General features: G+C 61.6%; 1 protein-coding gene. It reads right to left on the bottom strand.

Annotated features, from left to right (window positions below; genetic code table 11):
• Positions 1 to 47: 47 nt before the first annotated feature.
• Positions 48 to 16,970: a type I polyketide synthase gene (locus MB901379_RS24640; RefSeq protein WP_158017109.1), complete on the bottom strand. Its 16,923-nt coding sequence runs from the start codon at positions 16,968 to 16,970 to the stop codon at positions 48 to 50.
• Position 16,971 lies beyond the last annotated feature (1 nt).

Below are 16,971 nucleotides of genomic sequence, written 5' to 3'. Positions count from 1 at the left end.
TCTACTGGCAGCGCTCATGTTTTGTCATGGGCCGCGGACCGCCAACGTCATTCGTCCTCATCTTCGGGTGTTTTTCCGAGCGCCATCGCGACTAGATCTTCGGGGCTTAAGACGTCGACAACGTCGAGAATATCTTGCCGATGAGCTGGCCGGTTCTCACCGCGAAGATCTTTCTGATCGATTCGTGGCCTCACGCTTTGAGTGGCTAGGCCAAGCAGCTGGTCTAGAAGACCCGTCTCCCGAAGGTCTTTGATGGGAATCGTTCGTAGCACGGACCACACCTCTTCGTCATCGGACGCCAAGGGCTTTCCATCCCCGGCATGACTCTTTCCGATGACTTGCTGGCGCAAATATCCTGCCAGTGTGGTTGGGGTGGGGTAGTCGAAGATCACGGCGGGTGAAAGGGTCAGTCCGGTAGTGGTTTTGAGGCGGTTGCGTAGTTCGACTGCGGTTAGGGAGTCAAATCCTAGGTCTTGAAACGCTCGTTCGGGTGTGATGTCTTGGGGGTTGGGATGGCCTAACACCGCGGCTATTTCTGCACACACCAACTCCACCAGTAGGCGGTGTTGCTCGTCAGGTGAAAGTCCGTCGAGGCGCTGCGTTAGCTTTGAAATCGATTGGGCTGCAGCGTCGGTGCTAGTGATGAGGCGTCGTCGGGGGTGGTTGAGTAGGTTGTCGAACAGTGGTGGTAGCCCTTGGCTGGTGGCCGGGTTGGCCAGTGCGGCCCGGTCTAGCTGGGCGGCCACCACCACGGGGTGGTCCAATACCAGTGCGGTATCGAAGAGTTCGACGGCCTGTTGGGCGGTCATCGCGGCCATCCCGGCGCGACCTATCGCGCCGGCTTGTTCCCATAGGCCCCACGCCAGCGATATAGCGGGCAGTCCGGTCGCGCGTCGGGAGGTGGCTAACGCATCCAGAAACGTGTTAGCTGCTGCATAGTTGGCTTGTCCTGGGTTACCCAGTATTCCAGCCATTGAGGAACACAGCACAAACATCGACAACCCTAGATCACGGGTTGCTTGATGCAGATTCCACGCCGCATCCACCTTGGCGGCTAACACGGTGTTCACCCGTTGCGGTGTCAATGAGGTAACCACTGCATCATCGAGAGCACCCGCGGCATGAATCACCCCAGTCAACGGCGGCCAGTGCTGATCTAACTGAGCCATCAACTGATCCAGCGCATCGGAATTAGCCACATCACAAGCCAACACCTCGACCCGGGTAGCCCCAGCCTCGTGCAACGATGCCACCAACCCGGCCGCCCCCGCCGCCGCATCCCCCGACCGACTGACCAACACCACATGACCCACCCCATAAGCAGTGATGACATGACTAGCCAACACCGCACCCACCATCCCAGTCCCCCCGGTCACCAACACTGTGCCCCCTGGATCCAACGCAGTTGACTTGCCGTGTCGATCAGCACTATCCACCGGGGTAAGTCGTGGGGCATAGGTTGTGTTGTCGCGGACTAGTAGTTGGGGTTCTGTGATGTTGATCAGGTTGACCCAGTCGGTGTTGGTGTGATCGGTGGTGGTGTCGGTATCGATCAACACGATCTGGCCGGGATGTTCGCTTTGTGCCGAGCGGATCAAACCCCATACTGCGGCCGCACCCAGATCAGTGATGTCTTCACCGGGCAGTCCCACCGCGCCGTGGGTCACTATCACCAACGTGGCTGTGGATGTGGCGGCTGTTGAGTTGAGCCACTGCTGTACTACGTCTAACGCGGTGTGGGTAGCGTGATACACCGATTCCACCACCGCGGTATCGGTTGACCGGTATTCCCAAATGACCACGTAGCGGCGGTTGTTATCGGTGGTGGTGGTGTCAAAGGTGTTCCAGGACAACACCACGGGTCGTTCAGCGGTTTCAGCGGTTTCAGCGGTGGTAATGGGTGTCCAGACCACGTCCAGTAGATCCTGACCGGACCCGCCTAGCGCGGTGTTGACCGCGGTGTTGAGTTGCTCGGTGCTGATCGGGCGAGTGATGAGCCCTTCCACGTTTAGTACCGCTAATCCACTGGTATCGGTGAGTTGCAGCGAGATCTCTTTATCGGGCCCGTCGCTATCTGGCAGGTTGAGGTGTGCTCGTATCCGTGAAGCGCCCGTGGCGTGCAGCGTTACTCCGGTCCAGCAAAACGGTAAAAAGATCTGGTCGGTGTCGGTGTCGGTGTTGGTGGTTAATGCTGCGGTGTGCAACACCGCATCCAGGAGCACGGGATGAATCCCGAACCCGTCCACGGTGATGCCGGTGTTGTCGGGGATGGTGATTTCGGCGAATATTTCCTGGTCGCGCCGCCACAACGCGGTCAATCCTCGAAACGCTGGCCCGTAGTCATAACCGCGTTGGGCCAGCCGCGGGTAGGCATCACCGATATCGACCGGCAGTGCGCCTGCGGGGGGCCACACCGATAAATCGGTATCGATTGTCGTGGTTAATGTTTGGGGTCCTACAGTGGCCTCGGCGTGCAGGATCCACTGGGCATGGGGTTGTTCACCGCGCGAATACACCGATACCCTGTGTCGGTCCACCTCCTCAGCGGCGCTGATCACCACCTGAATCTGCACTGCGGTTTCGGTAGGCAACACTAACGGTGCGGTCAGCACCAACTCGTCAATGACTGCAGCACCGACCTCATCAGCAGCACGGATAGCCAACTCCACAAATCCAGTACCCGGGAACAGCACCACCCCCGAGACGACATGATCGGTTAGCCAGGGCTGGGCTGACTGGGACAGTCGCCCGGTCAAAACCACGTCGCCGGTCTCAGGGTGGTGAATTACCGCACCCAACAAACCATGCCCGGCCCCACCTAGGCCCAGCCCGGCCGGATCAAAAGCCCCCACCAGGTTGGGGAGTAGCCAGTAACGGCGCCGCTCAAAGGCATAGGTGGGCAACTGCACCCGATGTCCACCGGCAAGCGCTAAGCGCCAGTTGATTGGTACCCCGGCGACAAAGGCCTGGCCCACCGACAACCAGAACCGATCCAACCCGCCCTCATCGCGACCCAAAGTGGGTACTACCACTGCGTCGTGGTACTGCTCATCGGCGAGGGTTTCTGCAATGGCGGCCAGTAGTACCGGGTGTGGACTGGCCTCGATGAATACTCGATATCCCCGCTGTGCAGCCCCGCGCACCGCTTGCTCGAGCTCTACGGTTTGGCGCAGGTTGGCAAACCAATACCGTGCATCGAGCTCGGCGGTATCTAGTGGCTGACCGGTTACGGTGGAGATCAACTCGATCTCGCCGGATCGCGGCGCGATGCCATCCAACGCCGCTATTAGCGACTCTTCGAGCGTGTCGACCTGCGGTGAGTGTGAGGCGTAATCGACTTCGATGTGACGTGCCCGCACCCCCGCGGCCTCAGCGGCTTGGACCAGTTGCGTGATCGCTTTGGGTTCACCGGAGATGACCACCGCGCTCACACCATTGACCGCGGCCACCGCGAGGTGATCTTCCAAGCCGGCCATCAACTGTTGGGCTCGGTCGACACCACAGGCCAGGGAGGCCATCGCGCCTGAGCCGGCTAAGGCCACCAACAACCGACTACGAGTGGCCACCACCGCCGCGGCATCCTCAAGTGACAATGCCCCGGCCACATAGGCCGCAGCGATCTCGCCCTGGGAATGGCCCATCACCGCATCCGGTGTGACTCCCACCGAGGCCCATAGCTGCGCAAGCGAAACCATCAACGCCCACAACACTGGCTGGATCACATCGACGCGATCTAGCTGGTGGAGAGCATCGCCGCCACGGATCACCTCCAACAACGACCAGTCCACCCACGGCGTTAACGCCCGCTCACAGCGGGCCATCGCATCGGCGAAAACCGGTGAAGAATCCAGCAATTGAACACCCATGCCTAGCCATTGCGAACCTTGGCCGGGGAAGACCATTACGGTTTTGGTGGTCGGTAGGGCTTGTCCTACAGCCAGATTGGTGACGGGTTGATCGTTGGCTAGCCCGGTCAATCCGGTCAGTAAGGTGTGCTGGTCTGCACCAAGGATCACAGCGCGATGATCAAACACCGACCGCTGTGTCAGTGACCAACCCACATCACGGGGGTGAAGCTGGGGGTTTGACGTCAAAAAGTCCAATAGCCGTTGAGCTTGACTGGTTAACGCTGCCGCTGATTTCGCCGAAAGTACCCACGCCAACACAGATGACCCGTCGGGCACAGAATCTTCGGCCGCCTCCGCAGATTCGGACTTGGCGGGCTCTTCTAAGATCACGTGTGCATTGGTGCCGCTAATCCCAAACGAGGACACCGCGGCTCGACGGGGACGAGCATCGACCTGCCAAGGGCGAGGCTCGGTCAACAACTGCACGTGACCGCTTGACCAATCCACATGCGGGGACGGTTGATCAATATGCAGGCTGGCCGGTAACACCCCATGACGCATCGCCAGGACCATTTTGATCACCCCGGCCACCCCGGCCGCGGCCTGAGTGTGCCCCATATTGGATTTAACCGATCCCAACCACAACGGACACTGCGGATCACGGTCCTGGCCGTAAGTCGCCAGGATTGCCTGGGCTTCAATGGGATCGCCCAACACCGTGCCAGTCCCATGCGCCTCCACCACATCCACCTCGGCCGCACTCAACCCGGCATTAGTCAACGCCGCCCGGATCACCCGCTGCTGAGAAGGACCATTAGGCGCAGTCAAGCCATTACTAGCGCCATCCTGATTGACCGCACTACCACGCACCACCGCCAACACCTCATGACCCAACCGGCGCGCATCCGATAGCCGCTCCACCACCACCACCCCAACACCCTCAGAAAAACCCGTCCCATCAGCACCCGAAGCAAACGCTTTGCACCGCCCATCCACCGATAGCCCCCGCTGCCGGGAAAACCCCACAAACACTGACGGGGTGGCCATCACCGTCACTCCACCGGCTAACGCCAAATCGCACTCCCCCGAACGCAATGACTGGATCGCCCAATGCAGCGCCACCAACGACGAGGAACACGCGGTATCCACCGACACCGCAGGACCTTCCAACCCCAACACATACGCCACCCGCCCCGAGGCCACACTCGGCAGCGAACCGGTCAACCCGTAGACCTCGACCTCGTCGGTTATGCCGCTCCGGAAGCCGTGGGCATAAGCAGAGCCGGCGAGCCCGGTGAACACCCCGGTGGATGAGCCTCGCAGAGTCATGGGGTCAATGCCGGCGTTTTCTAGGGCTTCCCAGGAGCATTCCAGTAGCAGTCGTTGCTGGGGATCCATCGCTATTGCCTCACCAGCAGTGATCCCGAAGAACCCGGCATCAAAACCGGCCACATCCGTTAAGAACCCGCCCAAGCGGGTGTAGGTCTTACCCTCCGCGTCTGGGTCAGGGTCAAACAACCCATCCACATCCCAGCCCCGATCGGTGGGGAACTGTGAGATTACATCGCGGCCGTTGGCCAGCATGTCCCATAGGCCCGCGGGTGAGTGGACCCCACCGGGGAACCGGCATCCCATCCCCACGATCGCTATCGGCTCGTCGTCGATACGCACCCGCGCCGGCGCTACCGGCGTGGCGATCGGCTCGGTTGCACCCAGTTGTTTTCCGAGGTACTCCGCTACCGCGGTTGGGGTGGGGTAGTCGAAGGTCAGGGTGGGTGAAAGGGTTAGTCCGGTAGTGGTTTTGAGGCGGTTGCGCAGTTCGACTGCGGTTAGGGAGTCAAATCCCTGGTCTTGAAACGCTCGTTCGGGTGTGATGTTTTGGGGGTCGGGGTGGCCTAACACCGCGGCTACTTGTGCACACACCAACTCCACCAACACCTGATGGCGTTCGGTAGTGGCTAGTCCATGTAGGCGCTGCGCTAAGGCGGAGCTAGCTGTGGTGGTGTCGTGGTGGATGAGCCGTCGTCGGGGGTGGTGGATCAGGTTGGTGAACAGTGGGGGTAGTTGTTGGTTGGACACCGGGTTGGCCAGTGCGCTTCGGTCTAGCCGTGCGGCCATGACCACGGGGTGGTCGGTTAGGAGTGCGGTGTCGAAGAGTTCGACGGCTTGGTGGGCGGTCATGGCGGTGATTCCGCCGCGACTGATTCGTGAGACCTCGTGTGCACCCAGATGAGCGCTCATGGTGCTGGTTTGTTCCCATAGTCCCCATGCCAGTGATAGTGCGGGGAGTCCGGTTGCTCGGCGTGAGGTGGCTAGTGCGTCGAGAAAGGTGTTGGCTGCTGCGTAGTTGGCTTGTCCTGGGTTGCCGAGTATTCCGGCCATTGAGGAACACAGCACAAACAGTGATAGTGCTGAATTACGGGTTGCTTGATGCAGATTCCATGCGGCGTCGACTTTGGCGGCTAACACTGTGTTGAGGCGTTGGGGGGTCAGTGAGGTGATCACTGCGTCATCGAGAGTGCCCGCGGCATGGATCACTCCGGTCAGTGGTGGCCAGTGCTGGTCTAGCTGAGTCATCAACTGAGTTAGCGCGTCGGGGTCGGCCACGTCACAGGCCAATACCTCGACCCGGGTGGCTCCGGCCTGGTGCAGTGATGCCACCAACGCGGTTGACCCCGGTGCACTATCTCCAGAGCGGCTGACCAACACCACATGACCCACCCCGTAGGCGCTAACGACATGGCGGGCCAACACCGCACCGACCATCCCGGTCCCCCCGGTGACCAACACCGTGCCTTGAGCCAGGGTGTCGGTCCACGTTGCGGGCATGGTCAACACCACCTTGCCGACATGACGCGCCTGGCTGACAAACCGGTAAGCCTCTGGCGCACAGCGCACATCCCAGCTACGCATCGGCAACAACTGCAGTGCCCCAGCCTCAAACAACTCGATCACCTCGACCAACATCTGGCGGATGCGCGCCGGGTGGACGTCGGGCAGATTAATCACGTGGTAGGTGACGCCGGGGTGTTCGGTGGCGATCAGTTGTGGATCACGGATATCGGTCTTGCCCATTTCGATAAACCGTCCCCCACTGGCTAGTAGGCGCAGTGAGGCATCGTTGAACTCCCCGGCCAGCGCGTTGAGCACCACGTCGACGCCGCGCCCGCCGGTGGTCTCCATGAACTTTTGCTCGAATTCCAGGGTGCGTGAATCACCGATGTGGTCATCATCAAACCCCATGGCGCGCAGCGTGTCCCACTTACCGCGGCTGGCGGTGACAAACACCTGCGCCCCCCAATGGCGGGCCAGCTGCACCGCGGCCATACCCACCCCGCCGGTACCGGCATGAATCAGCACCGACTCCCCCGGCTGCAGCGCAGCCAGATCGGCTAACCCGTACCAAGCCGTCAAGAACGCCGACGGCACCGTCGCGGCCTGGGCAAACGACCACTCCGACGGCATCGTGACCACCACCCGCTGATCGACGACCGCCAACGGACCCACCCCAGTGATCAACCCGAGCACCCGATCACCAACGGCTACATCGGTCACCTCGGGCCCAACCTCCACCACCACCCCGGCGCCCTCTGCACCCAGTCCACCAAGCACCGCGGCCGGATCGGACACCACCGCCAGGGCCACCAACACATCCCGGAAATTGACCCCGACCGCGCTGACCGCCACCCGTAGTTGGCCCGCCTGCAGCGGCGCCTGGGCCGGCGGGTACGGCCGTATCGTCAGATCCTGCAGTGTGCCGCTACCCCCGGCGGTCAGCGCCCAGCCTGACTCCCCCGCTGGCAACGCCAGCAGCGGAGAAACCGGGGTTAGTCGTGGGGCGTATGTGGTGTGGTTGCGGATGAGTAGTTGTGGTTCTGTGGTGTTGATTAGGTTGGCCCAGTCGGTGTTGGTGTGGTCGGTGGTGTCGGTGTCGATCAACACGATTTGGCCGGGGTGTTCGTTTTGGGCGGAGCGGATGAGGCCCCATAGTGCGGCTGCGGCGAGGTCGGTGGTGTCCTCGTCGGGTAGTCCCACTGCGTGGTGGGTCACTATTACCAGTGTGGTGGTGGGGTGGGATTGTGTTGAGTTAAGCCATTGTTGGACGGTGTTTAGTGCGGTGTGGGTGGCGTGGTAGACCGATTCCACTGGTGGTGTGGTGGTGGGTGGGTATTCCCAGATGACGATGTGGTGGTTGTCGGTGGTGGGGGTGGTGGTGTGGAAGGTGTTCCAGGACATCACCACGGGTTGTTCGGTGGTGTGAGTGATGGTGTCTTTTATGTTGATCGGCGTCCACGTCACGTCTAACAGCTCTCGATCGGACCCTATGTCGGCCGTCGCGTTCAACGCTGCGTTCAGCTGCTCAGCGCTAATCGGGCGGGTTGCCACCGCGCGGACCGTCAACACGGGCAATCCGGCCGCATCGGCGAGTTCGACCGACACCGCCTCACCCGGTTGGTCGCCATCTAGCAGGGTCAGGCGTGCCCGTACCCGCGAGGCACCCCCGGCATGCAGCGTCACTCCGCTCCAGGAGAACGGCAACAGCGTCTGATCGGGGTCGGTGTTGTTGGCAACGGCCGCGGCGTGCAGCACGGCATCGAGCACCGCGGGATGAATCCCGAATTCGTCGACCTCGACATCAACATCCTCGGGGACGGCGACCTCGGCAAATATTTCTTGGTCGCGCCGCCACACCGCGGTCAAACCTCGAAACGCCGGCCCGTAGTCATACCCTCGCTCCGCCAGCCTCGGGTAGGCATCGGTGACATCGAGGGCCACCGCATCCGTGGGAGGCCACACCGACAGATCCGCGCCAGCCGGTATCGCCTCCACCACTACCGTGGCCTCGGCGTGCAACACCCATTCGGCATCAGGTTGCTCGCTGCGCGAGTACACCGACACCGCGCGCCGGCCCAACTGGCCGGCGGCGCCTACCACTACCTGCACCTGCACTCCCCCACCGGCAGGAAGCAGCAAGGGTGCGGCCAACACTAATTCGTCGATGCCCGCGCAACCGACCTCGTCACCGGCGCGGATGACGAGCTCCACAAATCCGGTGCCCGGGAATAACACCACCCCCGACACGGCGTGATCGGCCAGCCACGGCTGGGCAGACTGCGACAACCGCCCGGTCAGAACGACTCCACCCGACTCGGCCTGGTGTATCACGGCGCCCAACAACGCATGGTGGGCCTTCGACTGTCCCAAACCGGCAGCGTCCCCGCTACCGGCCGCTGCCGTTGACAGCCAAAACCTATGCCGCTCAAAGGCATACGTGGGCAACTCAACCGGGTGGGCAGAAGGACCGGCAAACACAGACCGCCAATCGACGGCGAGACCGGCCAGGAAAGCCTGGCCCACCGATAGCCAGAAACGGCGCAGGTCACCGTCGTCACGACCGAGCGTCGGAATGACGGTCACGCCGCTGGAGGACGCCCCCGAGCCAGCGGCGGCACATTCTTCAATATCGGCCAGCAACACCGGATGCGGGCTGGCCTCAACGAACACGTCATAGCCGTTTGCCAGCAACCGGCTGACCGCCGGCTCGAATTGAACGGTGTCTCTGAGATTCCGATACCAGTAGTTGCTATCCAGGCGTGCCGTGTCGAGCAAGCCGCCAGTGACCGTCGAATAGAACTCGGTGTCAGTCGACCTCATCGGTTGCACGGCATCTAGCTCGCCGAGCAATTCATCCCTGGACTGCTCGACTACCGGCGAATGGCCGGAAACGCTCGAGGGAATCCGAAATGCTCGAATCCCAGCTGATTCACACTCGATGACAATCTTCCTGAGGTTCTTCATCTCGCCCGAAACAACAGTCGCTTGAGGGCTATTGAGTGCGGAAATTTCCACCGGCCAACGGTCCAAGCGCTTCATGACCTCAGTGGCGGGTAGGTGTATAACAGCCATCCCACCACTCGCGCCGGCCAACGGTGCCAATAGCCGGCTCCGGCACGCCACCACCGCCGCTCCATCCTCCAACGACAACGCGCCCGCGGCACACGCCGCGGCGATCTCGCCCTGCGAATGGCCGATGACCGCATCCGGCACCACTCCCACCGAACGCCACAACGCCGCCAGCGACACCATCAACGACCACAACGCTGGCTGCATCACATCAACCCGATCCAGCCCCGGCGCCCCCTCCACGCCACGCACCACATTCAGCAGCGACCACTCCACCCACGCGTCCAACGCCTCCGCGCATCGGGCCATCTCTTCGGCGAAAACGGGCGATGATTCGAGCAATTCGACGCCCATCCCCACCCATTGTGAGCCCTGGCCGGGAAACACCATCACTGTCTTGCCCACCTGCCGGGCCTGGCCTACTACCACACCGGTACTCGGCTGCCCGCCAGCTACGGCGGCTAATCCCGCTAACAACACGTCGCGATCCGCCCCCACCACCACCGCACGGTGCTCAAACACCGACCGCCCCGCCAACGAGCGGCCCACATCAACGGCCGCCAAGCCGTGATCAGCGTGCACAAAGTCCAGCAGCCGTCGCGCTTGCCCTGCTAACGCCGATTCCGATTTGGCCGACACCACCCACGGCACCACCGACAACCCGATATCTCTGAAGTTCGTTATTACGGTTTGGCTTTCCCCCAGCGACGGCTCCTCCAGGATGACGTGTGCGTTGGTGCCGCTGATTCCAAATGAGGACACGCCGGCTCGGCGTGGATGATTGTTGGTGTGCCAGGGGCGGGGTTCGGTCAGTAATTGCACGTGGCCGCTTGACCAGTCCACGTGTGGGGAGGGTTGGTCGATGTGCAGGCTGGCCGGTAGCGTCGTGTGGCGCATGGCTTGGATCATTTTGATCACTCCGGCGATCCCGGCTGCGGCTTGGGTGTGGCCCATGTTGGATTTGATTGATCCCAACCACAGTGGTCGTTGGGGGTCGCGGTCTTGGCCGTAAGTCGCCAGGATTGCTTGGGCTTCAATGGGATCGCCTAACACCGTGCCGGTGCCATGAGCTTCTAACGCATCTACCTCGGCTGGGGATAACCCGGCATTGGCTAACGCGGCCCGGATCACCCGCTGCTGAGAGGGGCCGTTAGGTGCAGTCAAGCCATTGCTAGCGCCGTCTTGATTGACCGCACTACCACGCACCACCGCTAACACTTCATGACCAAGACGGAGAGCGTCAGAAAGCCGTTCTACCACCAAGACCCCGACGCCCTCGGAAAACCCGGTCCCATCAGCTGCCCCGGCGAACGCTTTGCAGCGCCCATCCGGTGATATTGCCCGCTGGCGCGCAAATCCCACAAAGCCCGCCGGAGACGCCATCACCGCGACCCCACTGGCCAACGCCAAATCGCACTCCCCCGAACGCAACGACTGGATTGCCCAGTGCAGTGTCACCAATGACGACGAGCACGCCGTGTCCACCGATACCGCAGGACCTTCCAGACCCAAAACGTACGCGACCCGTCCCGATGCCACACTCAGGACTTGCCCGGTCACTCCGTAAATCTCCACCTCCTCGGGCGCCCCACTCCCGTAGCTTTGTGCGTAACCAGAGCCTGCGAGCCCAGTGAATACTCCGGTTGCTGACCCTCGCAGCGATACGGGGTCAATCCCTGCGCGTTCCAGGGCTTCCCAGGAGCACTCCAACAACAGCCTTTGTTGGGGATCCATCACCAACGCCTCGCGCGCAGTGATACCGAAGAACGCGGCGTCGAAATCACCAGCGTCATGTAAGAACCCGCCCCAGCGTGTGTACGTCTTACCCACCGCGTCCGGATCCGGGTCATACAACCCATCGACATCCCAGCCCCGATCAGCGGGGAACTCAGAGATCACATCGCGGCCGTTGGCCACCATCTCCCATAGGCCCGCGGGCGAGTCCACCCCACCCGGAAACCGACACCCCATCCCCACAATCGCCACCGGCTCGCCCAGACCCACCCGCGCCCGCGCCATCGACAAGTGCACAGGCGACGAACCTATGAGCTGTTCGCCCAGATATGTCGCCAACGCAAAGGGGGTGGGGTAATCGAAGACTAGTGTTGGTGAAAGATTAAGCCCAGTAACAGTTTTCAGACGATTACGTAGGTCAACTGCGCTTAGTGAGTTAAATCCCAAGTCCTGGAATGTGGTGTCAGGATTGATGGCGGCGGCGTCGTGCCCCAACACGACTCCGGCCTCGCTGCGCGCCAAATCGACAAGAATCTGTTTTTGTTCAGCTTCGGATAACCCTTGCAACCGCCTGCGCAGCTTCCTTAGTGCTGGACCTTGGCCTGGCGAGCGCATCCCAGCCACCAACCCTCGCAACATCGGCTGAAGTTGTCCGTCCGCGGCCTCCCGTCGCAATGCGGAAAGATCCAGTCGTGCCGCTACCACAGAGATTTGACTTGACGCGGCTATTTCGTCAAACCACTGCAGCCACAGCTTCGTTGATATCGGGGCCAGCCCGGTCCGGTCGAGACGGGCCAGCTCGACCCCACCGATGAACTCTCTGCTCTGAGCCCATATGCCCCACGCGATCGCTTGCCCGGCCAGTCCACGCGACCGCCGATAAGCGGCTAGGCCGTCGAGAAAGCAGTTGGCGGCCGCATAGTTACCTTGTCCTGCGCCTCCAAGGACACCGGCTTCCGATGAATACATGATGAAAACCGAGAGGTCGAGATTCTCGGTGGCTTCATGCAAATACCACGCAGAATCGGCCTTGGCGGCCAGCACCGTGTCGATCCGGTCCGCTGTCAACGATGGGACTAAGCCATTATCGAACACTGCGGCGGTATGTATGACGCCGGTCAATCCGGGAATGGAGGCCACCAACTCGTGCACAGCGGCTCGGTCGGACACGTCGCATGCCTCAGTCCGCACGTCGGCACCTAATTCCGACAGCTCGGCTTGCAGGTGAGCCGCACCGGGCGCATCTGGCCCACGCCGACTGACTAGTACCAGCCGTTGCACTCCCCGTTTGGTCACCAGGTGCCGGGCGAGCTCTGCGCCTAAACCTCCTGTGCCCCCGGTGATTAGAACCACATCAGGGAACGACGTCGAGCGATCCCGCTGGGCGTCGACTTGAATACGGGCCAGACGTGCGGCGTGCACGACCCCGCCCCGCACCACGACTTGCGGCTCTTGCGCTGCTACCACCGCCGTGACGTCGACGTCCGATTGGTCGGCATCGACGATGATCACGCGGCCGGGATCTTCTGACTGCGACGACCGCACCAAGCCCCACACCGCCGAACCAGCCGGATCCGAGACCGTCTCGTCAGGCAGGGCGACGGCGCCCCGGGTAACTATCAGCAATGTGCCTAAGCCAAATCGTTGTTGGCCCAGCCAGGTCTGCAAAACGCCCAGCACCTGATGCGTTAGCCGATGGGTTCGCTGGACCGTATCGGTGTCGCCGCTGGACGGGCCGCAGTCCAGGAGCACTACGTCTGCGATGAGAGGCTCGTGGTCAGAGGCGACGTCTCCCCACGAGGCAACCGAGAGCGGCGGTAGCTGATCCGGTGGCGTTAGCGGTGACCACACCACCTCCATCAACCCATCTGAGACCGCAGAACCACCAGCCTCAGCTAGCTGCTCCGCCGACGTCGGTCGAGTCTGCAACGATGCCACCGAGAACACGGGCCGTCCGTCCGGGTCGGCCGCCCATAACGAGACCCGGCCATCGCCGCGGGGAGCAATATGCACCCGCAAGGTCGACGCTCCCGCCGCCCACAGAGAAACCCCTTCCCACGAGAACGGCAACGGAGTTGTATCTGCGCCATCTGTCAGAGTCTTGGGCTGCAACGCAGCATCAAGGAGGGCCGGATGGATCTCGAAGTGACCAAGTTCTTTCGATACGTCCCGTGGCGCCGCAACCTCAGCGAATACTTCCTGACCTCGCTGCCAGAGTGCGGTCAAGCCTTGAAACGCTGGTCCGTACTCATAGCCGCGCTCCGCCAGCGTCTCGTACGCGCCAGCGCTATCGACCCGTTCAGCACCTATCGGTGGCCAGTGCCCAGCGATTTCGCTCGCGCTCGGGCTCGTATTCCGCGGCGCTACGACTCCTCGAGCGTGTAGGGTCCACGTCTGGTCCGAGTCGAGCTCGGCGCGCGAATAAATGCAAAAGTTCCGCTTTTCATCCTCACCCGCCGCGTTCAGCACCACCTCAATCTGTCGTGCCCCCTCAGGGGTTAGGACCAGCGGCGCCTCCATCGTGAGGTCCCACACCATCGGACATGCGACCTCATTACCGGCGCGAAGTGCTAGTTCGACATATCCGGTGCCGGGGAAGAGCACCACTCCTGCTACGGCGTAGTCGGTGAGCCAGGGGTGGGTTGTGTGGGATAGTCGCCCGGTCAGGATGACTTCGCCGGTTTCGGGGTGGTGGATTACCGCGCCTAAGAGGGGGTGTTGGGCTGCTCGCAGGCCCAGTCCGGTCGGGTCAGACGTGGTTGTTGTGTTGGGTTGTAGCCAGTAGCGGCGTCGTTGGAAGGCGTAGGTGGGCAAGGGTATTTGGTGTCCACTGGTGAGCAGGGAGCGCCAGTTGATTTCTACCCCGCTGGTGAAGGCTTGGCTTGCTGTGGTGAGCAGTGAGGTGAGTTCGGGGTGGTTTTTGGTTAGTCCGGTGGTGATTACCGGTTGTGTTGGTGTTGATGATTGTTCTATTGCCGTGGTTAGTCCGCTTGCTGGGCCGGTCTCTAGGAAGTGTGTTACTCCGTGGTTTTGTAGGTAGTGGATGCTTTGGCTGAAGCGGACGGGTTGGCGGATGTGCTCGACCCAGTATTGGGCTGAGGCGAACTGGGGTCCGGCTGGTTGTGCGGTGATGTTGGAAATCACGGGGATTTGTGGTGGGTTGATTGTGGTGTGGGTGGCTAGGCGTTCGAATTCGTCGAGTATCGGTTCCATCAACGGGGAGTGAAACGCGTGGGAGACGGCCAGTCGTCGTGTTCGGCGTCCTTGGGTTGTCATCTGTTCTGCGATGGCGTGTACTGCTGCTTGGTGGCCGGAAATGACGATCGAGTCGGGGGCATTGATTGCCGCGATCGCTACCCCGGTTGGGAGTAAGGGCTCGATCTCTTCGGTGGTGGCGTTGATTGCGATCATGGCTCCACCGGTGGGCAGGGTCTGCATCAATCGGCCTCGGGCAGCGACTAGCATCGCGGCGTCGTTGAGTGATAACACGCCGGCGGCGTAGGCGGCGCTGAACTCCCCCACCGAATGACCCATCACGAAATCGGCGGTTAGGCCCCAGTGTTGTAACACCGTAAACAGGGCTGTTTCCACCGCGAACAGTGCTGGTTGGGAAAATTCGGTGCTATCTAACAACCCCGTATCGGTCCCCCAGAGCACTTCACGTAACGGCAACCGTAAATGCGTGTCGAGGGCCTCAGTGATCTCATCGAAGGCCTGTGTGAACACCGGCAACTGGTCATAGAGCTGCGTGCCCATGCCTAGCCATTGTGAGCCTTGGCCGGGGAAGACCATTACGGTTTTGGTGGTCGGTAGGGCTTGTCCGACGGTCAGGTTGGTGGTGGGTTGGTTGTTGGCTAGTGCGGTTAATCCGGTCAGTAGGGTGTGCTGGTCTGTGCCCAGGATTACTGCGCGGTGGTCAAAGGTTGATCGTTGGGTCAGTGTCCAGCCCACGTCGTGGGGGTGGGGTTGGGGGTTGGTGGTCAAAAAGTTTACGAGTCGTTGGGCTTGGTGGGTTAGTGCTGCCGCTGATTTGGCGGATAGTACCCATGGCAGTAGCGCTGACTTGTTGGGTGTGGGTTGTTCTGTTGTGGGTGGGGTTTGGGTGGTGGTGGTGGGTTCTTCGAGGATGATGTGTGCGTTGGTGCCGCTGATTCCAAATGAGGACACGCCGGCTCGGCGTGGATGATTGTTGGTGTGCCAGGGGCGGGGTTCGGTCAGTAATTGCACGTGGCCGCTTGACCAGTCCACGTGTGGGGAGGGTTGGTCGATGTGCAGGCTGGCCGGTAGCGTCGTGTGGCGCATGGCTTGGATCATTTTGATCACTCCGGCGATCCCGGCTGCGGCTTGGGTGTGGCCCATGTTGGATTTGATTGATCCCAACCACAGTGGTCGTTGGGGGTCGCGGTCTTGGCCGTAAGTCGCCAGGATTGCTTGGGCTTCAATGGGATCGCCTAACACCGTGCCGGTGCCATGAGCTTCTAACGCATCTACCTCGGCTGGGGATAACCCGGCATTGGCTAACGCGGCCCGGATCACCCGCTGCTGAGAGGGGCCGTTAGGTGCAGTCAAGCCATTGCTAGCGCCGTCTTGATTGACCGCACTACCACGCACCACCGCTAACACTTCATGACCAAGACGGTGAGCATCCGATAACCGCTCCAGCACCACCATGCCGGCGCCTTCAGAAAAACCGGTCCCATCAGCACCCGCGGCAAAGGGTTTGCACCGCCCATCCACCGATAGCCCCCGCTGCCGGGAAAACCCCACAAACACTGACGGGGTGGCCATCACCGTCACTCCACCGGCCAACGCCAAATCGCACTCCCCCGAACGCAACGACTGGATCGCCCAATGTAGCGCCACCAACGACGAGGAACACGCGGTATCCACCGACACCGCAGGACCTTCCAACCCCAACACATACGCCACCCGCCCCGATGCCACACTCGACAGCGAACCGGTCAACATGTAGGCGCTTGCCTCGGTGGCCCCACTTCCGTAGACCTGTCCGATAGTTCCGGCGAACACCCCGGTGGATGAGCCTCGCAGAGTCATGGGGTCAATGCCGGTGTTTTCTAGGGCTTCCCAGGAGCATTCCAGTAGCAGTCGTTGTTGGGGATCCATTGCTAATGCTTCTCCGGGTGTGATCCCGAAGAACCCGGCGTCGAAATCGCCGGCGTCATGCAAGAATCCGCCGTAGCGGGTGTAGGTCTTACCCTCCGTGTCTGGGTCAGGGTCAAACAACCCCTCCACATCCCAGCCCCGATCAGTGGGGAACTCCGACACCACATCACGGGCGCCGGCCACCAGATTCCACAACCGTTCCGGCGAGTCTGCCCCACCCGGGAACCGGCACCCCATCCCCACGATCGCCACAGGTTCAGAGGACCGCGCGATTAGTGCACGATTCTGCTGTGTTAGGCGCTCGACCTGCTTTACAGCCCTATGAAGGGCTTCGGTGGCCTTGGCAAGTTGCGCGTCCATC

The organism is Mycobacterium basiliense (assembly GCF_900292015.1).
In the GTDB taxonomy this organism is placed as follows: domain Bacteria; phylum Actinomycetota; class Actinomycetes; order Mycobacteriales; family Mycobacteriaceae; genus Mycobacterium; species Mycobacterium basiliense.
The sequence above is the reverse complement of the archived record's forward strand: the minus strand, read 5'-3'. Positions and strand labels throughout refer to the sequence as shown.